The sequence below is a fragment of the Streptomyces sp. NPDC046925 genome, assembly GCF_040644915.1.
In the GTDB taxonomy this organism is placed as follows: domain Bacteria; phylum Actinomycetota; class Actinomycetes; order Streptomycetales; family Streptomycetaceae; genus Streptomyces.
On record NZ_JBEYWZ010000001.1, the window covers coordinates 1,060,668 to 1,081,153 of the forward strand.

Below are 20,486 nucleotides of genomic sequence, written 5' to 3' on the forward strand. Positions count from 1 at the left end.
CTTCGTGGCAGGTGAGTCACCGCAGGTGCGCGGTGTGCGAACGGCCGCGGGAGCCGTCGACGCGGACGGTGACGACGGGGCGGCGGCCCGGCGTGACGGTGACCGTGTCATCGGCGCGGACCACCTTGCGTACGGGGAAGGGCAGTTCCAGGGTGAGGGTCGTGCCGGTGCGGCCCGGGTCGGCCACGGCGAGCGATATGCCGTCGCCGCCGCGTCGCACGATCACGGTGCAGGGGTCCGATGCCGTGATCCCGGCCGCGCTGCCCGGCTGCCAGAAGTGCGCGGCGAGCAGCCCGTCGCGGCGGGCCTCGACGGCCTGTGCGGTGGCGCTGTTGGCGACGATGCGCACCGGCCGTGAAAGGGACCAGACGGCGGTCGCGGCGGCGCTCGCACCGGGCAGCAGGACGTAGGCGTACGAGGACGCGGCGGGGGAGACGCCGTGGTCGAGCCACAGGGTCAGATAGCGGCGGGTGAGCGGGGTGGTGCTGCCTCCGGTGTCCGCGCCGGTGTTGACCGCCCGCCAGGTGCCGGTCCGCTCCTCGCGCAGGGCGTGCAGGCGGGCGGGGTGTGCGGGCCGGTCGGGGTGATCGGGGAAGACGTAGCCGCCGGTGCCTTCGAGGTGGGCCCAGTCGGCGCCGGGCAGGGTCGCCGACCAGTCGGGGTGCGAGGGCTGCCGGTGGCCGTCGACCGTGAGCCGGGGCGTGCCGCTCTCGTGCAGGTTGCGGTTCTCGACGACCGTCTCGATGCTCCGGCCGTCGCTCGCGGTGATGCCGGTGCCCAGGGCGACGACCGCGTTGTCGAGGAAGAACCACGCCTTCCTGGCGCGCAGCGTGCTGCCGTCGGCCATGAGCTCCATCGCGGCGGCGCCGTACCGGCCGTCGAGCACCGCACCGCCCGCGACGGCGTTCTTCGGGAGGTAGGTCCCCGTTCCGCCGCCGGTGCCGATGTCGGCGCGTTCGCGCGTGTCCACGGTGGTGCCCGGCAGGCGGTACGGATCGACCGTCGCCCAGAAGCCGTCCCCGAACTGGCCGAGGTCATCGCCGTCGTAGAGATAGGTCATGCCGTCGCCGGTGTACCAGCCGTGCAGGTTCTCGCCGTTGCCCGCCTCGTACGCGGCGATGCGCTTCGAGGAGAGTGAGAGCGTGAGCGCCCAGCCGGGGCGCCGGTGCACCGAGCGGTCCATGCCGGCGAACGCGAAGTGCCCGGTGAGCCGGTCGGTGGCCGGAATCGAGGAGTCGTCGACGACGGACTTGGCGCGGGCGATCGCGGGGACGCCGACCAGGCCCAGATAGGGGTGGGAGGTGTTGCGGCGTATCCATCCCTTGGCCAGGGCCCGCCAGCGTGCGGCGTACGCGGCCGGGGCGCCGTCCGCCAGTTGCAGGATGTTGGTGAGGGCCGCCGCGCCGTCCTTGTGGTCCGGCGCCTTCTCGCGGGACGTGGCACGGCCGCGCAGCGCGTCCATCATCAGGCCGTCGAAGACCACCGGCGAGAAGGTCCGGTCCACCGCTTCGTACAGCACGGACGTCTTGGGGTCGGTGACGGCCCAGTCGGAGTCGGCGAGCAGCGCGATGAGCTGTCCCGCGCTGCCGAGCAGGACACTGCCGTACGTCCCCGTGTAGGCGACGGAGCCGTGCTGCACGAACGAGCCGTCCTCGTAGAACCCGTCGCCCGAAGTGACGTACGTGAACAGGCTGTTCCTGCCCTTGTCCCGGACGTCGGAGAGGCCGTCGCGGGCCAGGGCGAGCGTGTCCGCGTCGCGGGCCAGCAGGCCGCGCAGCGCCACGATGACGGCTTTGTCGGCGCGGTTGGCGCCGGTCTCGGAGAGGGTCGGGGCGTTGGTGCGGCGATCCGGGTCCGGGACGAACTTCGCCACCGTGGAGACGTACTTCGTCAGATCGGCCGCGGGGATCTTCTCCCGCAGCAGTACGCAGGTGTCCATCAGGGCGCGGGGCGCGCCGATCTCCCAGAACCACCAGTTGCCGGATTCGGGGCGGCCGGTGTTGTAGGCGTCGGCGTGCAGGAAGCGCAGGGCTTCGAGCAGGGCGGCGGCCGCTTCGGCGCTGTCGCTGAGGGAGGTGCCGGGGGTGGCCAGGGCGGTCGCGATCGTGCGCAGGCGGGTGTAGCTCTGGCCGAAGTTGCCCGGCTCCTTGGCGGGGGAGAGGTCGGCCCACAGGGCGGTGCGTCCCGCCGACCGGTCCAAGTCCCGCCACCACGCGGACGCCTGGGTGTCCAGGACCTTCAGCGCCGCGGCGAAGTCCGGGTCGGCGGCGTCGAAATCCCCGCCGGTGAGCTGGGTCGCCGCGCGGGCCAGGAGGGTGTCGTACGGGTCCGCGTCCGAAGCCGCCCGCGCCGGGCCGCCCGCGGCGAGGGGCAGGAAGGCCGATGCGGCACTCGCGGCGAGGATCGTGCGGCGTCGTGGCCCGGTGGAGCCGGAGCGGGGCATGCGCATGGGGAACTCCCGTGAGGCGTCGGGGCGTGGGGCGGGGGAGTGAGGCAGTGATCCCGCGACAGCATGTAAGCGGTTGCTATGCCACGCAAGAGGGCCGGGAATCTTTCTACGTCTTTCTGTCCGGGCCGCGGCCTGCCGAGGCCTCTGCGCCCGGTGTCCGAGGGGTCATCGGATACATCGGAGGTATTGACGCTGACAGTAAGCGATTACTACGTTGCGGCCCCATGGCTGAGAACTGGACCCGAAACGTACGCACTCGCGGTACCCGGACCGTCCGTCCTCGCAGTACCCGCGCCGTCCGCGCCGCGACGGCGACCGCAGCCGCGGCCGCCACCCTCGCGCTCGCCCTCCCCGCCCACGCCGCGCCCTTCGACCCGGCCCCCGGAGCGGACGGCGTCGGCGACCCCCTCTTCCCGACGCTCGGCAACGGCGGCTACGACGTCCGCCACTACGACCTCTCCTTCGACTTCACGCCGGTGACGTACGACTTCACCGGCACCATGAAGATCAAGGCGAGAGCCACCCGAGACCTGTCGTCCTTCAACCTCGACGTCGACTCGCTGGCCATCGACGCCATCAAGGTCAACGGCAGGAAGGCGCAGTGGGTGATCGGCCCCGGCCAGACCGGTCAGGAGCTCACCGTCACCCCGGCGGGCGGCCTGCGCGACCGCCGCGCCTTCGACGTCGAACTGACCTACCACGGCAACGGCAAGACCAAGCCGGTCGGCCAGCCGGGCTGGAGGTACATGTCCGACGGCGGCTTCGCCTCCGCCGCCCAGGCCTCCCGCGCCGACACCTTCGCGCCGGTCAACGACCACCCCTCGGACAAGGCCACCTGGTCCTTCCACCTCACCGCCCCCGACGGCTGGACACCCGCCGCCAACGGCAACCTCACCGGCACCCGCGACACCGGGGTCAAGAAAACATGGGACTTCTCCCTCAAGTCCCCCATGGCCCCCGAACTGCTCGGCATCTCCGTCAACAAGCAGACCTACCTGTACGGACGCGGACCGCACGGAGTGAAGCTGCGCCACCTCGTCCCCACGGACCAGCAGGCGAAGTACAAGCCCATCGCCGAGGAGACCGGCGGGCAACTGGCCTGGCTGGAGAAGACCCTCGGCGTGCGCTACCCGTTCGACACCTACGGCGTGCAGATCGTGCGGGACGGCTACGGCGACGCGTTGGAGAACCAGACCCTCTCGCTCTTCGGGCCCTCCTGGTTCGACCGGCCCACCTACTCGACCACCATGGTCCACGAGCTGACCCACCAGTGGTTCGGCGACTCCGTCACCCCCGCCACCTGGCAGGACGCCTGGCTGAACGAAGGCCCCGCCGTCTACTACGCGGCCGTGTGGGCCGACCAGAAGGGCTTCCAGACCATCGAGGAGAAGATGAAGACCGCGTACGCAAAGCTCGACGCGGTCCGCAAGAGCGACGGCCCGCCCGGAAAACCCACCGGGCTCGGCGGCTTCAACATCTACGACGGCGCCGCGGTCTCCCTCTACGCCCTCAACCAGCAGATCGGCCAGGAGAAGTTCGAGGCCGTCATGAAGTCATGGCTGACCGAGCACCGGCACGGCAACGCCTCGACGCGGGACTTCATCGACAACGCCGTCGAGGTCACCGGCGACGAGTCGGTCGGCACGTTCCTGCACCACTGGCTGTTCGACCTCGACAATCCGCCCATGCCGGGCCACCCGGACTGGGGTGTCGCGAAGTGAGGCGGCGGCAGAGCGCGGGTCAGCGCCCGCGCATCGCAGCGGCGGCGCTCGCGATAGCGGCGATCGGCGCCGTCGGCGCCGGCGGCCCCGTCAACGCCCCGCAGAGCGCACACGCCGCCCCCGGCCCCAAGATCCTCCACGCGGCCCCGAACGGCTCGGGAGAGTCCTGCACCACCACCCGCCCCTGCTCCCCGCAGGCAGCCCGCGACGTCGCCCGCACCATCGACGGACGAGACGTACGCGTTGAACTGGCAGACGGTACTTACGAGTTGAGCGAGCCCTTGAAGCTGGTCGCCGCCGACTCCGGGCGCGACGGGCACACCGTCACCTGGGCGGCGGCGCGCGGCGCCCGCCCCGTCCTGTCCGGCGGTCGTGCCCTGACCGGATGGGACAAGGGTGCCGACGGCACCTGGACGGCGGCTGTCCCCGAAGGGGTCACCCCGCGCCAGCTGTTCGTGGACGGCGAGCGGGCCGTACGCGCGCGGGGCGAGGCCTGCGCGGCGGGCACCTGCGACGCCACGAAGACCGGCATGACGGGCGCCACGGCCACCGGTATCGACCGATGGCAGCGGCCCACCGGCGCGGAAGCCGTCATCAAGGTCCGCTGGCGCGACTACCACTGCCGGATCACGGGCGTCGAAGGCGACAACCTCACCTTCGCGCAGCCCTGTTGGACCAACTCCGCGAGCGGCACGAACCGTACGGGCCCCGCCTGGGACTCCACCACCGTCGACTCGGCGCGCTACTCCGGGGTCGCATACTTCGAAAATGCCCGCGAACTCCTCGACAAGCCGGGCGAGTTCGTTTGGGACGCCCGGGAACGCACCGTCACCTACCTCCCGCGCAAGGGCGAGAACATGCGCCACGCGCGGGTGCTCACCCCGGTGACCGAGCAGCTGATGGTCGTCGACGGCGCCCGCGATCTCCGCGTCCAGGGCATCGGCTTCGCGTACGCCGCGTACGGACAGCCGTCCACCGACGAGGGCTACGCGGGTACACAGGCAGGACTCACCCTCACCGGGGCGAGCGGGCCCGTCGACCACGCGGGCCGTCACTACACCAAGCCGAGCGCGGCCCTCACCGTGCGCGGCGGCCGTCATGTGAGCGTCACCGGGGCCGAGTTCACGCATCTGGGCGGCGCCGGTGTCGTCCTCGAAGCGGGCACCAAGGACACATCGGTGACCCGCTCCCGCTTCACGGACCTCTCGTCCGGCGCCGTGTACGTCGGCGACACCGAGCCGAAGCCGGCATCCGAACTCGCCGGTGAGCGCAACACCGTCGCCTACAACACGATCCGCCGCACCGGCGTCGAGTACACCGACGCGGTCGGCGTCTGGGCCGGATACGAGGCCGGGCTCACCGTCGACCACAACACCCTCGACGACCTGCCCTACTCGGGGATCTCCGTCGGCTGGGGCTGGAACCAGCCCGAGGCCAGGGAGTCCGTCCTGCGGGACAACAGGATCACGGACAACCGGATCACGAACGTGATGCGCGTCGAGCACGCCCAGCACGACGGCGGCGCCATCTACACCCAGGGCGCCCAGCCCGGCACGGTCGTCTCCGGCAACTACATCAACCGCTCCGCCTACGGCAACACCGAACGCGACGGCAACGGCATCTACTTGGACGAGCAGTCCTCGTACATCCGCGTCGAAGGCAACGTCATCACCCGCATCGGCTACAAGTGGGTCTCCAACTGGGCCGATTACGGCATCCGGAACCAGGCCACCGGCAACTGGACCGACACCGACACCCCGGCCCTGACCGGCACCGGATCGACGATGGAGGACAACCACACCAAGCTCGACCGGCTGCCCCCCGAAGCCCTCGCCGTGGCCGCCCGCTCCGGCGCGCACAAGGAGGCGGCCGAACAGCTCCGCCCGGACCTCGCCCGCTCCGGCACCGCCTCCCAGTCCTCCACGGACGGCGCGGCCCCGGCGGCGTACGCGACCGACGGGGACACCTCCACCGACACCCGCACCCTGTCCGAAGCGGGCGCCTGGTGGCAGGTCGACCTCGGCGATGTCCGGCGCGTGGGACAGGTCGAGGTCTGGAACAACGCGTCCATGACGACGTCCGGCTTCGACGTCCGGCTTGCGAAGGACGCGGACTTCGCCGACGCCACCACCGTGCACGTCGACGGACGATCACTTCGGCCCACACTCCTCGACACGGACACGGAAGCCAGATACATAAGGATCAAGCTCACCGGCACGGGACGCGTGGCGCTTTCGCACGTACTCGTGCACCCTGCACGTACATAGGCAACATCCGCACTCGCACAGGTTTTTGTACGGAAAGGCACACCATGACCGACCTCCGTCTCGGCGTCCTCGGCTACGGCTTGCGCGGTTCGCTCGCCCGCACCGCACACCGGCCCGGCGCGGGCTCCCGCGTCATCGCGCTCGCCGACCACGACGTCACCGCGCGGACGGAGGCGGCCACGGCCTTCCCCGACGCCCGGATATCCACCGACCACCGCAAGGTCGTCGAGGACCCGGACGTCGACGCCCTCGTGATCCTCACCCCCGACCACACCCACGCGTCGCTCGCCTGCGAGGCACTGCGCGAGAACAAGCCCGTGTTCGTCGAGAAGCCCCTGGACATCGGCATCGAGGCCTGCGACGAGATCCTGCGGACCGCGTACGAGACGGGAACACGCCTCTACGTAGGCCACAACATGCGCCACATGCCCGTGATCCGGCTGATGCGCGACATCATCGGGCGCGGTGACATCGGCGAGGTCAAGACGGTCTGGGTACGCCACTTCGTCGCCTACGGAGGCGACTGGTACTTCAAGGACTGGCACGCCGAACGGCGGAACACCACCGGCCTGCTGCTCCAGAAGGCCGCCCACGACATCGACGTCCTGCACTGGCTCGCGGGCGGCTACACCCGCCAGGTCCAGGCCCTGGGCGACCTCATGGTCTACGGCGACAACCCGCACCGCCGCGCGCCGGGCGAGCCCAAGACGGACGACTGGTACACCGAGGACGGGCACTGGCCGGCGGCCACCCAGCGCGACCTCAACCCGGTCATCGACGTCGAGGACGTCTCGCTGGTCAACATGCGCCTCGACAACGGCGTCCTCGCCTCCTACCAGCAGTGCCACTTCACGCCCGACTACTGGCGCAACTACACCGTCATCGGGGACGCGGGCCGCCTGGAGAACTTCGGCGACGGCCCCGGCGGTGTGGTGAAGGTCTGGAACTCGCGGCGCTCGGCCTACCGCGCCGACGCCGACGCCGAGTACCTGGTGCCGGACGAGCAGGACGAGGGCGGGCACGGCGGCTCCGACCCGCTGCTCATCGACGAGTTCGTCCGTTTCGTGCGCGAGGGCGGGCGCACCGACACGTCGCCGGTCGCGGCCCGGATGGCGGTCGCGGCGGGCGTACGCGCCACGCAGTCGCTGCGCGACGGGGGCACGCCGCGTGAGGTGCCGGACCTGGATCCGGAGCTCGTGGCCTACTTCGAGCGGGGCCAGACCAGGGCCTGAAGGAAAGCTGCGGCGGCGCTTAAGAAATCCTCGATGGACCAGGGCGCCGCCGTAGGGAAGATTCCTGTGTCGTCGGTGGAAGAAGCGACGTACGACAGGAGCCGCTGCGTTGAAGGCGCTGGTCAAGGAGAAAGCGGAGCCGGGACTCCGGCTGATGGACGTACCGGAGCCGGTGATCGGCCACGGCGACGTCCTGATCAAGGTGCTCCGCACCGGGATCTGCGGCACCGATCTGCACATCCGGGCCTGGGACGGCTGGGCGCAGCAGGCGATCAAGGCGCCGCTGGTCGTCGGCCACGAGTTCGTCGGCGAGGTCGTCGGGACCGGACGTGACGTCGCGGACATCAAGATCGGCGACCGGGTCAGCGGCGAGGGCCACCTCGTCTGCGGCAAGTGCCGCAACTGCCAGGCGGGCCGCCGCCACCTGTGCCGCGCCACGGTGGGCCTCGGCGTCGGCAGGGACGGGGCGTTCGCGGAGTTCGTCGCGCTGCCCGCCGCCAATGTGTGGGTGCACCGCGTTCCCGTGGACCTCGACGTGGCCGCGATCTTCGACCCGTTCGGCAACGCCGTGCACACCGCGCTGTCGTTCCCGCTGGTCGGCGAGGACGTACTGATCACCGGGGCGGGACCGATCGGTCTGATGGCCGCCGCCGTGGCCCGGCACGCGGGCGCCCGCAACGTCGTCGTCACCGACGTCAGCGATGACCGCCTCGACCTCGCCCGCAAGATCGGCGTGAGCCTGGCGCTGAACGTCGCCGAGACCCCGATCGCCGAGGGGCAGCGTGAACTGGGCCTGCGCGAGGGCTTCGACGTCGGCCTGGAGATGTCCGGCAACCCCGTCGCGATGCGCGACATGCTCGCCAACATGACGCACGGCGGCAAGATCGCCATGCTCGGTCTGCCGGCCGAGGAGTTCGCCGTCGACTGGTCCCGGATCGTCACCTCCATGATCACGATCAAGGGCATCTACGGCCGCGAGATGTTCGAGACCTGGTACTCCATGTCGGTGCTGCTCGAAGGCGGCCTCGACCTCGCCCCCGTGATCACCGGACGCTACGGACACCGTGACTTCGAGGCGGCCTTCGACGACGCGGCGAGCGGCCGCGGCGGCAAGGTCATCCTCGACTGGACCTCCTGAGACCGGACCTCCTGATCACCGACCGTCCCGACCGCCTCAGCTGCTGAAGGAACCAAGCATGTTCGACTCCGTACGCGACGATCTGCGCGCCACCCTCGACGAGATCCGCGCCGCGGGCCTGCACAAGCCCGAGCGCGTCATCGGCACCCCGCAGTCCGCCACGGTCGCCGTCACCGCGGGCGGGCGCCCCGGCGAGGTGCTGAACTTCTGCGCGAACAACTACCTCGGCCTCGCCGACCACCCCGAGGTGATCGCCGCCGCGCACGAGGCACTGGACCGCTGGGGCTACGGCATGGCGTCCGTGCGCTTCATCTGCGGCACGCAGGAGGTGCACAAGGAGCTGGAGGGACGCCTCTCCGCGTTCCTCGGCCAGGAGGACACGATCCTCTACTCGTCCTGCTTCGACGCCAACGGCGGCGTCTTCGAGACCCTGCTCGGCGCCGAGGACGCGGTCATCTCCGACGCCCTCAACCACGCCTCCATCATCGACGGCATCCGCCTGTCCAAGGCCCGCCGCTTCCGCTACGCCAACCGCGACATGGCCGACCTGGAGCAGCAGCTCAAGGAGGCCGCCGAGGGCGGCGCACGCCGGAAGCTGATCGTCACCGACGGCGTCTTCTCCATGGACGGATACGTCGCCCCGCTGCGGGAGATCTGCGACCTCGCCGAGCGGTACGACGCGATGGTGATGGTCGACGACTCGCACGCCGTCGGCTTCGTCGGCCCCGGCGGTCGTGGCACCCCCGAGCTGCACGGCGTCATGGACCGCGTCGACATCATCACCGGCACGCTCGGCAAGGCGCTCGGCGGTGCCTCCGGCGGTTACGTGGCGGCCCGCGCGGAGATCGTCGCCCTGCTTCGCCAGCGCTCGCGCCCGTACCTCTTCTCCAACACCCTCGCCCCGGTGATCGCGGCCGCCTCGCTGAAGGTCATCGACCTCCTGGAGTCGGCGGGTAACCTGCGCGAACGGCTCGCCGCGAACACCGCGCTCTTCCGCTCGCGGATGACGGAGGAGGGCTTCGACATCCTGCCGGGCGACCACGCGATCGCCCCGGTGATGATCGGCGACGCCTCGGTCGCGGGCCGGATGGCCGAGCTGCTCCTGGAGCGCGGCGTGTACGTGATCGGCTTCTCGTACCCCGTGGTGCCGCAGGGCGCGGCCCGTATCCGCGTCCAGCTGTCGGCCGCGCACTCCACGGACGACGTGAACCGCGCGGTGGACGCGTTCGTGGCGGCGCGGACGGAGCTGGACGCCACGGGTGCCTGAGGGGCCGCGGATGTCCGGGCGCCCGCGGGTGCCCGGGCGTGCCGGCCGGGCCGCCGGTGTCGCTGGGGTCCGCGGTTTGGGAGAATCGACCTCATGATCGAAGCGCGACGGCTGCACATCCTCCGTGCGGTGGCCGACCACCGCACGGTCACGGCCGCTGCCGCCGCGCTCTATCTCACTCCGTCCGCGGTCTCCCAGCAGCTGACCGCCCTGGAGCAGGAGACGGGGCACCGCCTGGTCGAGCGGGGCGCCCGCGGGGTCCGGCTGACCCCGGCGGGCGAGATCCTGCTCTCCCACACGAACGCGGTCCTCGCCCAGCTGGAGAGGGCCGAGGCGGAGCTCGCCGCGTACAGCTCGGGCGCGGCGGGGACGGTGACCGTGGCCTCCTTCGCCACGGGGATCGCCCTGGTGGTCGGCCCGGCCCTGGCCCGCCTCTCGTCCGCGGCGCCCGGCATACGCGTACGGGTCCAGGACGCGGAGGGCGACGCGAGCCTTCCGATGGTGCTCGACCGGCAGGTGGACGTCGCCGTGGCGGTGGAGTACCGGGGCGCGCCGGGCGCGGACGACCCGCGCCTCACGCGGGTCCCGCTGTACGCGGAGCCGTTCGACGCGGTGCTCCCCGAGACACATCGCCTCGCGGACGCGGAGCGGGTGCCGCTCGCGGAGCTGGCCAAGGACGCGTGGATCGGCCCCTTCGCCGGGAACCCCTGCCATGACGTGGTGATACTCGCCTGCGAGGCGGCGGGCTTCCAGCCCCTGCTCGAACACTGGTCGGACGATTTCCGGGCCGTGGTCGCCCTGGCGTCGGCGGGCGCGGGCGTGGCCCTCGTACCCCGCTCGGCACTGCGCGGCATGGACGTCTCCGGGGTGGTGATCCGCCCCGTGGAGGGCGTCGCCCCCACCCGCCGGGTGTTCGCGGCGGTGCGCTGCGGGGCCGAGGAGCATCCGCTGATCCGCCCCGTCCTCGACGCGCTGGGGGAAGCGGCGCAGTAGCGGCGCGGCAGCGGCCTCATGCCGTGCGCGGTTACATCCAGAGGCCGTCCAGGCACGGGTAGACCTCGGTGAGCCCGGCCGGGCCCTGAAGCAGCTTGTCCTCGGAGACGACGACGAATTCGTCGCCCTTGGTGAGGAAGTAGTGGGCCGTCGACCCGGAGACGGCCGTGCACGCCGCGTCAGGCCCGAACCCGAAGGCCTCCGGCGCGGCTGGCAGCTGGAACAACTGGTGGACGGGGCCGCGCGCCAGGTCGACCTTCGCGGGATCGACCGTGCAACTGCCCTTGCGGCCGAAGACCAGAAGCCTCCCGTCGTCGGAACCGAAGGCGGTGACGTCACACAACTCGCCGACCGTGTGCAGGAGTTCGGGGTGCAGGAAGTGTTCCGCGTACTGGACGGGACCGTGGCTCTTCTCGGAGAACTCGACGGCCTGGTCCTGCACGAAACCCAGATAGGCGTGTCCGCTGCCCTCGGGCGCCGGGCCGACGGCGTCGAAGCCGTCGCTGAACGGCTTGGGCAGATGCGGGAACTGATCGGCGATCCGGCGCGGGCCCGCCTCGATGCCGCGCCGCTTCGAGAAGCGCACGAACTCGTCCCCGCGGAAACCGTCGAAGCGTACGTAGGGCGTGTCGCTGTCCGGGATCGACTTGGCCGCCGCCTCGAAGATCCCGCCGCCCGCGTCGAGCGCCCTCTTGGTCGCGCCGCTCAAGGAGCCGAGCACCGTGCCGAGCACGCCGCCGCCGGCGGAGACCAGGGTGGCCGTCAGTGCGTCGAACGCCTTGGCCTCGCCGCGGCCGGGCACCCGCTCCAGGATCCACTGCTGGGCGGTGCGGGGACCCAGGGCGGGCTTGGCCGCCTGCTCCAGGGCAGCGTCCGGTGAGCTGCTGTCGTCGTGCACGGACAGCAGATGACCGCTGTTCGCGTTGACCAGCGTGTACCGGCCGTCGCCGATGTCCACCGGACGCCACAGCTGGGACACCAGCAGGTCCCGCCGGGTCTCGGCCGGGCACTGCTGCACCGGGGAGCCCGCACGGCCGCGGCCCGTCATGATGTCCATGCGCAGGGCGCTGTGCACGCTCTGCAGCGTCCAGGTGTCCTTCTCGGCGGCGTTGGGCCGCAGATGCCACAACTGGCTGTACCGGGCGGGTCCTCGCGGGAGCAGTTCCTGCTGCACGATCGGCACGCTCTGTGCCGTCTTGGCGCCCTGCACTCCCGCGTACAGCCCGCTCTCCTCGTTCTTGAGCAGGTAGATCCCCTCGGACAACGCAGACATTGCCAACCTCCGTGAAAGACGGACAGTGATCCACCGGTGATCCCCCCGGTGATCCCCCGCGTGTGCGCCTCACAGAGTAGGAGCTCGGCATGATTACCGATACGGGTGGAATTCGGCTGCTATTTACCCCTCAATTACCGGGAGTTGGGACAGCTGCGCGGACGGGCGTCGACCCAGGTGACATCAACTCTCACCGGCGGCACACCCGTTGGGGGGAGCACGTGCGGGGGCGGGGCGCGCCCGGTGTACGGGGTCCGGTTCTCACCCGTGAGTACGCCGGTCGCGCCGCGCCAGACCGCCGGAGACCGGCGCGGCGCCGAGGGCGCCCTCTGCGTCGCCGCCTTCGTCCCCGTCCTCGTGGCGCAGGACCCAGTCGTCGAGGTCGAGTGCGGCTTCGAGGGGGTTGCCCGACGTGTAGGCCCGCCACCAGCCGTCTTCGCCGTGGCTCGTGGGGGAGTGCGGTTCCTCCCGGAAACAGGACTCGGCCGCGGCGAAGCGTGCCCGCGCGGTCTGCGCCTCGATGCCCAGGACCTCGCCGATGAGCTGCCAGCTCGCGCCGCCGAGCCGTTCGCTCACGACGGCGGCCTCGAAGAGCCGGTGTGCGGCCCTGAGCACGTCGGCGGCGCCGGACAGTACGGAGCCGGGGGAGCGGGTCGTACCGTCGGAAAGCAGCTCGTATGCCCCGATCGGTACGGCGGCACGCGCGAGGTCCGCGAGCTCGCGCGCCTCCTGGGCCATGGCCAGACGGGCCCGGGTCGCGTCGGTGTACGGCGACGCGGCGGCGCCGGGGTCCTCGTCGGCCGCACCGGCCATGTCGATCACCTCAACCACGCACGAAATAGAGGACGGTCATCGTCACGGCGGTGGTCAGGATGATGCCCCGCAGCAGCCTCGCGGAGAGGCGGCGTGCGAAGTGCGCGCCGGTGAAGCCGCCCGCAAGGGCTCCGGCGAACATGGCGCCGAGCGTCGTCGGAGCGCTCAGCGCGTCCGAGGCGACCAGGAGCAGTGCCGTCGCGCTGAGATTGATGGCCGCGATCTGGGTGATCCGCATCGGATTGCTGACGGCGGCGTCGAGGCCGAGGCCGATGCCCCACAGGGCGAACATCATGATGCCTACGGCACCGCCGAAGTATCCGCCGTACAGAGCGAGCAGGAACTGGCCGATCAGGACGGCCCGCGGAGTCATGTCGAGCTGGCGGCCCAGCGCGCCGCTGATCGTGCGGGAGAGGCGGCGCCCGAAGGCAAGGACCACCGTGGCGAAGGCAAGCAGCCACGGCACCGCGGCGTCGAACGAGGCCGCGGGAAGGGTGAGGAGCAGGGCGGCGCCGAGCCCGCCGCCGACCACGCTGACCGTCGTGAGGGCCGTCAGGGATGTCGCCCCGACCGGTGTGATGTCACGCCGGTAGACCCATCCGCTGGCCACGGCTCCCGGCACCAGGGCGATGGTCGACGTGGCGTTCGCCGTCACCGGGGACAGGCCGACGGCGACCAGGGCGGGCAGTGCCACGAACGTGCCTCCGCCGCCGACGGAGTTCAGCACTCCGGCGGCGATGCCTGCCAGCAGGACGAGAAGGAGTTCGGACACCTGCCGAGCATCGCCCTGTGACCGGTGGGTCCACAATGCGTTATCGGTGTACCCAGCCTAAGGCTGTGCCATAGGCTGGACGCGTGCGCTACGACCTGGACGACCTGCGGCTCTTCCTCGACACGGTGACGGAAGGGTCGATCACGGCAGGCGCCCGGCGCATGCACCTGAGCCTGCCGTCGGCGAGCGCCCGGGTCCGTTCCCTCGAACAGCAGGCCGGTGTGGCGCTGCTGATCCGCGGCAGGAGGGGCGTGCGACCCACCCCGGCGGGGACCACGCTGGCCCGGCACGCGCGCGAGGTCCTCGCGCAGACCGTCCGGCTCGAAAGCGCCGTCGCGAGCTATACGAGATCCCCGACCGCGCCCCTGACCCTCCTCGGGGGCGGTTCCGCGGTGCACAGGCTCGTGCCGCAGGCCCTCGTACCGTTCCTCAGGGACCATCCGGACGTCGACGTACAGGTCTCCGAACACCGCACCCCGCAGATCGTGCGCATGTTGACCGACGGCGAGGCGGACCTGGGCATCGTCCTCGACGACGAGGCACGCGACTGCGGTCTGGCCATGGAACCCCTGGGCGACGACTCCCTCGTGGTGGTCGGCCAGGCGGGCGGGATCCTCGCGGGCCGCACGTCGCTCACCTACAGCGAGGCCGCCGAGCATCCCCTGGTCGGGCTCGACGCCGGTGCCTCGCTGCGTCGCTGGATCGAGAGGCACGTCGGCCCGCACGCGCCGGTCGTGCGCTACCGCACCACGGTCGCCGACCTCAATGTCCTGGTCGCGCTGGCCGCGGCGGGAATCGGCCTCGCCATCGTCCCCCGCCGCGTGATCGACCCCGCCCTGGCGCTGGACGCCTGCGCCCTCCAGGACCCCTGGGCCCACCGCCACCACCTCCTGGCCTGGGGCGCGAAGACGGGCCCCGCGTCTCCCGCCGCGGAGGCCCTGGCCGACTACCTCCGCACGGCGTCCACTTCGGAACCGATACTGCCGGGGTACGGGGCGGCGGGGCGGGGATGAGGCGGGCTGGACGGCGCCGGCTGCGGTGATCCCGCAGGCCGCGGGCCCCGTGTGATCTCCGGCCCGCGGGTGGCGTGCCGCGTTGCTCTGCGGTGCTCCTGCTTGGGCTTGCTTCGTGTTTCCGCGTCGTGCGGTCAGGTGCTGGCGGCCACGCGGGCCTGGCGGCCACGCGGGCCTGGCGGCCACGCGGGCCTGGCGGCCACGCGGGCCTGGCGGCCCCTCGGGCCTAGCCCCGCAGGCCGTTGCCCCCGGGCCGTAGACCCCGGGCCGTTGCCCCCGGCCGCAGACCCTCAGACAGTAGGCCGTCCCGTGCTGGCTCGGAGTACGACCTCGCCCTGTACCCGCTCCACGCGTGACCTCGTGCCCTGCTCGCGCAGGGCGAGGGACAGCACGTCCCGGCCCATGCGGGTCAGCGGCAGTGCCACCGTGGTCAGCGGCGGTGTCAGTTCGCCGACCAAGGGGATGTCGTCGAAGCCCGCCAGAGACACGTCGTCCGGCACTCGGAGCCCCCGCTCCCGCAGCGCACCCAGCGCCCCCACCGCCATCACGTCCGTCACCGCGAAGACGCACGTCGGCCGCTGCCCCCGGCGCAGCAGTTCGACCGCCGCTGCATGGCCCCCGTCCCGGGTGAAGGCACCCTCCACGATCCGCTCCGGGGGCAGGTCGATCCCCGCGTCGGCCAGCGCCGTGCGGAATCCGGCCAGGCGGTCCGCGACCGTGGTGAGCCGCTCGGGTCCGGTGAGGACGGCGAACTCCCGGTGGCCCAGCGAGAGCAGGGCCCGCGCCAGCGCGCCCGCTCCCGCCCGGTTCTCGGGCTGCACCGTGTCCACGCGGAGGCTCCGGTGCCTGCTGATCACGGCGACGCGGCCTCCGTCACGTATGTAGGGACCCAGCTCCGACTCCAACGCCCTTTCCCACGCCGGGTCCTGGAACCCGGAGCCGATGAGCAGGATCGCGCGGGCCCGCTGTGCCCGCAGCATCGAGACGTACGCGATCTCCCGTTCCGGGGCGCGGAAGGTGCTGGCCAGCATGACCAGCACATCCTGCTCGGCGGCCGCCGCCATCACGCCGCTCGCGATCGCCGCGAAGTAGGGGTCGCCGACGTCGTGACAGATGACGCCGACCGTGTTGTTGGAGGAGCTGGCGAGCGCCTGCGCATGGGCGTTGGGGATGTACCCCAGCCGATCCGCCGCTTCGAGCACCCGGCGCCGCAGGTCCTCGCGGACCCGCGTGGTCCCGTTCAGGGCCCGCGACGCGGTGGCCGGCGAAACCCCGGCGGTCCGGGCCACGGCATGCAGGGTGACATGAGGCCCGTGCTCCCGCCCTCGTCCTACGAGGGGCGCCTGCTCGAACCGACGCCCGACCGCGGACGCCTGCTCGTCCCCGTCCACGGGCGGCCCCGCACGCCCCCGCCCGCCCACGGGCACCCCGCGTCCACGCTCTGCTCCGGGTTCCTGCTCGCGCCCTAGCGCCCGCACCGCGCCCCCTTCGTCTCGCGCCGCGAAACTTCGAGCCGACCTATTGACCCTGCGGTCAGCCAGTCATTAGCGTGGCGGACACCTTACCAGAAAGCGCTTTCTGAAAGCGGTTTCCGCACCACAGAAACCCCGCACCATCGAAGCTGAAACCTCCGCAACCGCCGCCGAAGTTCACTGAATGCCAGGGGAGTTCACCGTGAGCCAGAGCGCACTGCAGGCAACTCCCGTCACAACGGCAGGCGTTGCCGAACGCAGCCGCCCCACCCTGCGACAACGTACCGCCGAGGCGGCCGAGAAGAGCTGGCGTCCGCTCGTCCTGCTCCTCGTCTGCTTCGGGGCCTGGTGGCTGATCGCGGCCACCGAGATGGTCGAGGCGTACCTCGTGCCCTCGCCCGGCGCGACGTTCGACGTGATCCTCGACAAGCCCGACTACCTGTGGCAGCACACCTGGGTCACCACGTACGAGACCCTGCTCGGTTTCGTCATCGCCGTGGCCGTCGGCATCCTCTCCGCGGTCGTCATGGTCTACTCGACGACCGTCGAGAAGACGCTCTACCCGATCCTGCTCTTCGCCCAGGTCGTACCGAAGATCGCGATCGCCCCGCTGTTCGTCGTCTGGCTCGGCTTCGGCATCGCGCCGAAGATCCTCATCGCCGTACTGATCGCCTTCTTCCCCGTCGTCATCTCAATGGTGACCGGGCTGAAGGCCGTCGACCCGGAGATGCTCCAGCTCTCCTCCACCATGGGCGCGCGGCCCTGGCAGACCTTCCTCAAGATCCGCTTCCCGGCGTCGCTTCCGCACCTGTTCTCCGGCCTGAAGGTGGCCGTCACCCTCGCCGTGACCGGCGCCGTCGTGGGCGAGTTCGTCGGCGCGAACGAAGGCCTCGGATATGTGATCCTCCAGGCCAACGGAAACCTCGACACCCCGATGCTCTTCGCGGGCCTGCTCGTCATGTCGCTCATCGGTGTCGTCCTCTTCGTGATCGTCGAGATCGCCGAGAAGCTGCTGCTCCCCTGGCACGCGAGCCGCAGGGACGTGGCCGCCACCACGACGTACTGACACCCACCACCGGCCGCTGACACCCACCTCTGCCCACTGACACCCACCACTGCCCCTGACAGCCACTACGCGGTGCCGGCGCACCCACCCCGCCATGTCCAACGCTCGACGTACGCGAGAAGGGCCGCCCCATGCACGCGCGCAGACTCCTCACCGGCCTCGTCCCCCTGACCCTCGTCGCGGTGACCGCGACGGCCTGCGGCGGCGACGACGACAAGACGAGCACCAGCGACTCCGGCAAGAAACTCAACAAGGTGACGCTGACGCTCAATTGGTACCCGTACGGCGAACACGCGCCGTTCTACTACGGCAAACAGCAGAAGATCTTCGAGAAGCACGGCATCGACCTGGACATCAGGGCGGGCCAGGGCTCGCAGAAGACCGTGCAGGCCACCGGCGCCGGACAGACCGACTTCGGCTGGGCGGACACGCCCGCGGTGCTCGCGGGCGTCGATCAGGGCGTCAAGGTGAAGAGCCTCGGGGTGTTCCTCCAGACGACGCCCGCCTCGGTCCAGTTCTTCGACGCGCAGGGCATCAAGGCGCCCGGCGACCTCAAGGGCAAGATGATCGCGGGCACGGCGGGCGACGCGCTCACCAAGACGTTCCCGATCTTCCTGGAGAAGAACGGCCTGGAACTCTCCGACGTCAAGGTCCAGAACACCGACCCGGCGGGCAAGATCGCCGCGGTGATCTCCGGCAAGACGGACGCGCTGCTCGGCTACGCGAGCGACCAGGGCCCCACCATGCAGAACAAGGCCAAGAAGAACGTCTCGTACCTGCGCTTCTCCGAGAACGGCCTGAACTTCTACTCCAACGGCCTCATCGCCGGGCCCAAGACCCTCCAGGGCAACGGCGATCTGGCCAAGCGCATGACCGCCGCGGTGAGCGAGTCGTGGGCCGCCGCCGAGAAGAGCCCTAAGCCCGCGGTCGCCTCGATGGAGGGCGCGTCCGAGCAACTGCCGCCCAAGGACGTCCTGTCCGAGCAGTTCAAGACGACGCTCACCCTGCTGCACACCGACGCGACACAGGGCAAGGCGCCCGGCGCCAACACCGAGGCGGACTGGCAGCAGACCATCGACGTCTTCTCGAAGGCGGGCCTCGTCAAGGAGGCCAAGCCCGTCGCGGACTACTGGGACGCGGCCAAGGGGATCAAGGGCTGAGGGGCGGCAGGGGAATGACGAAGGACGCGACGCTCAAGACGGATACGACTCTCAAGACGGATACGACTCTCAAGACGGACGCGACTCACAAGATGACCGACGACCCGCGGACCACCGGCCATCCACGAGCGACGGCGGGGGATGCGACGTCGTCCGCGGTGCGCCTCGACGACGTCGCCGTCCGCTTCCGTACGAAGAAGAAGGACGTCACCGCGTTGCAGGACGTCTCGCTCGACGTCCGCGCGGGCGAGTTCGTGGCGATCGTCGGACCCTCGGGCTGCGGCAAGTCCACCCTCCTGAAGCTCGTCGCCGGTCTGCTCACACCGTCGTCGGGCGATGTGCTCCTCGGCGGCGAACAGGTGCGCGGGCCGCGGCGCGACATCGGCTACGTCTTCCAGCGCGCCGCCCTCCTGGACTGGCGCACGGCACGCCGCAACATCCTGCTCCAGGCGGAGATGCGGGGCATCCCGGGCGCCGAGGCACGCGCGCGTGCCGACGATCTGATCCGCATGACGGGACTCGGCGGCTTCGAGGACGCCTATCCGCACGAGCTGTCCGGCGGCATGCAACAGCGCGTCGCCCTCTGCCGCGCGCTCCTGCACGAACCGCCGGTCCTGCTCATGGACGAGCCCTTCGGAGCGCTCGACGCGCTCACGCGCGAGCAGATGAACGTCGAACTGAACCGGATCTGGCGCGAGACCGGCACCACGGTGCTCCTGGTGACCCACTCGATCCCGGAGGCCGTCTATCTCGCGGACCGCGTCGTCGTGATGAGCCCGCGACCCGGCACCATCACGGAGATCATCGACGTCGGCCTGCCCCCGGAGCGTTCCTACGCGACGACGCTGGCGACACCCGAGTTCGGCGAGGCCACGGGCCGGATCCGCGAACTCCTCGGGGCGGTGTCGGCGCACGAGTGAGGCGCGAACCCACACAGCGGCCGAGCCCCCGCCGGGGAGCTCGGCCGCAGTGCGTGCACCGCCTGTCAGTACGTCAGTACCGCAGCGCCGCCAGATACCGGTAACTGTTGCGTGCCGTGGCGAACGGATCGGTGGGGGTGTCGTGCTCCACCAGCCACTGCTTGACGCCGCCCACGCGCGCGTTGTCGAACATCGCGGCGAAGTCCAGCGTCCCCGAACCGACGTCGGCGAAGCCGCCGTCCGGTGCCATGTCCTTCACGTGGAGCGCGGGGAACCGACGCGGATGCCGTACGAAGTACCGCCCCGGATCCGAACCGCCGCCCTTGGCCGCCCAGTACACGTCCAGTTCGAAGCCGACCAGATGCGGATCGGTCTCGGTCAGGAGGATGTCGTACAGGCTCGTGCCGTCCACCACCACATGGTCGGAGCCGTGGTTGTGGAAGAGGACCGGGCCCAGACCGGCGTCGCGCGATGCCTGCCCGATGAGATTGAACTGCCGTGCCGCTTCCCGGAACCCGTCCGGTGTGTGCATGGAGCCGGGCAGGCTCGGCACCACCGGCCACTTCGCGCCCAGGGTGTGCAGATCCTCCAGGGCCTGCGGGAGGCCGCTGCCCTTGAGCGTGTCGTACGCGACATGTTCGAGGACCGCCTTCAGGTCCACCGCGTCGAGCATCCGCCGGATGTCGGCCGCGCTGTTCCCGTGCCTGCCGCTCACGCCCACGGTCGCGTAGCCGATGTCGGCGAGCTGCTCCAGCGTGCCCGCGAAGTCCCGGGCCAGGACATCGCGCATCGTGTAGAGGTGCATGCCGATGCCGCCGCGCGGGATACGCCGGCGCTTCGACGCCTCACCCGCGTGCGCGGGCAGCGCGGTACCGAGCGCTGCCCCGAGCCCCATCGCCGTACCGAGAAAGGCTCGCCTGGTCCCGTTCA

17 protein-coding genes are annotated in these 20,486 nt (G+C 71.0%); 11 read left to right on the top strand and 6 right to left on the bottom strand.

From position 1 onward, the window contains the following. Positions 1–16 precede the first annotated feature (16 nt). Positions 17–2,449 carry a polysaccharide lyase 8 family protein gene (locus ABZ906_RS04485; protein WP_361377194.1) on the bottom strand — a complete coding sequence of 811 codons (2,433 nt, stop codon included), beginning with the start codon at positions 2,447–2,449 and terminating at the stop codon, positions 17–19. A 224-nt stretch (positions 2,450–2,673) separates the two neighbouring features. On the opposite strand from ABZ906_RS04485, the gene ABZ906_RS04490 reads away from it, so the two are divergent. The 6 genes from ABZ906_RS04490 (at position 2,674) to ABZ906_RS04515 (ending at position 11,067) form a co-directional block, all read left to right on the top strand. Further along, positions 2,674–4,170 (top strand): M1 family metallopeptidase, encoded by a 1,497-nt coding sequence (locus tag ABZ906_RS04490; RefSeq protein ID WP_361377197.1) that lies wholly within the window; start codon positions 2,674–2,676, stop codon positions 4,168–4,170. A gap of 53 nt (positions 4,171–4,223) precedes the next feature. After that, positions 4,224–6,437 (top strand): right-handed parallel beta-helix repeat-containing protein, encoded by a 2,214-nt coding sequence (locus tag ABZ906_RS04495; protein WP_361378083.1) that lies wholly within the window; start codon positions 4,224–4,226, stop codon positions 6,435–6,437. Between the two features lie 44 nt (positions 6,438–6,481). Then, entirely contained in the window at positions 6,482–7,669 is a 1,188-nt protein-coding gene (locus ABZ906_RS04500; RefSeq protein WP_361377200.1) for a Gfo/Idh/MocA family oxidoreductase, read from the top strand. A gap of 109 nt (positions 7,670–7,778) precedes the next feature. Next, a complete protein-coding gene (gene tdh / locus ABZ906_RS04505; RefSeq protein WP_361377203.1) occupies positions 7,779–8,807 on the top strand; it encodes an L-threonine 3-dehydrogenase in 1,029 nt (342 codons plus the stop codon). A gap of 58 nt (positions 8,808–8,865) precedes the next feature. Beyond that, the gene (locus ABZ906_RS04510) at positions 8,866–10,074 is read left to right on the top strand and encodes a glycine C-acetyltransferase (RefSeq protein WP_361377206.1); all 1,209 of its coding nucleotides are present in this window, start codon (positions 8,866–8,868) and stop codon (positions 10,072–10,074) included. Between the two features lie 93 nt (positions 10,075–10,167). After that, a complete protein-coding gene (locus ABZ906_RS04515) occupies positions 10,168–11,067 on the top strand; it encodes a LysR family transcriptional regulator (protein ID WP_361185513.1) in 900 nt (299 codons plus the stop codon). A 31-nt stretch (positions 11,068–11,098) separates the two neighbouring features. On the opposite strand, the gene ABZ906_RS04520 is transcribed toward ABZ906_RS04515, so the two are convergent. From ABZ906_RS04520 to ABZ906_RS04530, 3 genes are all read right to left on the bottom strand, one after another. Next, positions 11,099–12,340, bottom strand: a complete 1,242-nt coding sequence (locus tag ABZ906_RS04520; RefSeq protein WP_361377209.1) for an RICIN domain-containing protein — start codon at positions 12,338–12,340, stop codon at positions 11,099–11,101. A 261-nt stretch (positions 12,341–12,601) separates the two neighbouring features. Then, a complete protein-coding gene (locus ABZ906_RS04525) occupies positions 12,602–13,171 on the bottom strand; it encodes a hypothetical protein (protein ID WP_361377212.1) in 570 nt (189 codons plus the stop codon). Further along, positions 13,164–13,925: a sulfite exporter TauE/SafE family protein gene (locus tag ABZ906_RS04530; protein WP_361377215.1), complete on the bottom strand. Its 762-nt coding sequence runs from the start codon at positions 13,923–13,925 to the stop codon at positions 13,164–13,166. The genes ABZ906_RS04525 and ABZ906_RS04530 overlap by 8 nt, the downstream gene beginning before the upstream one ends. Positions 13,926–14,008: 83 nt before the next feature. On the opposite strand from ABZ906_RS04530, the gene ABZ906_RS04535 reads away from it, so the two are divergent. After that, positions 14,009–14,938 carry a LysR family transcriptional regulator gene (locus ABZ906_RS04535; protein ID WP_361377218.1) on the top strand — a complete coding sequence of 310 codons (930 nt, stop codon included), beginning with the start codon at positions 14,009–14,011 and terminating at the stop codon, positions 14,936–14,938. A gap of 290 nt (positions 14,939–15,228) precedes the next feature. Here the strand turns inward: ABZ906_RS04535 and ABZ906_RS04540 are convergent, their stop codons facing one another. Beyond that, positions 15,229–16,227: a LacI family DNA-binding transcriptional regulator gene (locus ABZ906_RS04540; protein ID WP_361377221.1), complete on the bottom strand. Its 999-nt coding sequence runs from the start codon at positions 16,225–16,227 to the stop codon at positions 15,229–15,231. A 15-nt stretch (positions 16,228–16,242) separates the two neighbouring features. Between ABZ906_RS04540 and ABZ906_RS04545 the strand changes: the two genes are divergently transcribed. The 4 genes from ABZ906_RS04545 (at position 16,243) to ABZ906_RS04560 (ending at position 19,556) form a co-directional block, all read left to right on the top strand. Beyond that, complete coding sequence (locus ABZ906_RS04545) at positions 16,243–16,407, top strand: hypothetical protein (protein WP_361377223.1); 165 nt, start codon at positions 16,243–16,245, stop codon at positions 16,405–16,407. 187 nt (positions 16,408–16,594) lie between these two features. Beyond that, entirely contained in the window at positions 16,595–17,476 is an 882-nt protein-coding gene (locus ABZ906_RS04550; protein ID WP_361377224.1) for an ABC transporter permease, read from the top strand. 131 nt (positions 17,477–17,607) lie between these two features. Then, positions 17,608–18,636, top strand: a complete 1,029-nt coding sequence (locus tag ABZ906_RS04555; RefSeq protein WP_361185532.1) for an ABC transporter substrate-binding protein — start codon at positions 17,608–17,610, stop codon at positions 18,634–18,636. Between the two features lie 92 nt (positions 18,637–18,728). Then, entirely contained in the window at positions 18,729–19,556 is an 828-nt protein-coding gene (locus ABZ906_RS04560) for an ABC transporter ATP-binding protein (protein ID WP_361378086.1), read from the top strand. Positions 19,557–19,629: 73 nt separating this feature from the next. Here the strand turns inward: ABZ906_RS04560 and ABZ906_RS04565 are convergent, their stop codons facing one another. Then, positions 19,630–20,451 (bottom strand): sugar phosphate isomerase/epimerase, encoded by an 822-nt coding sequence (locus ABZ906_RS04565; RefSeq protein WP_361378088.1) that lies wholly within the window; start codon positions 20,449–20,451, stop codon positions 19,630–19,632. Positions 20,452–20,486: the final 35 nt, after the last annotated feature.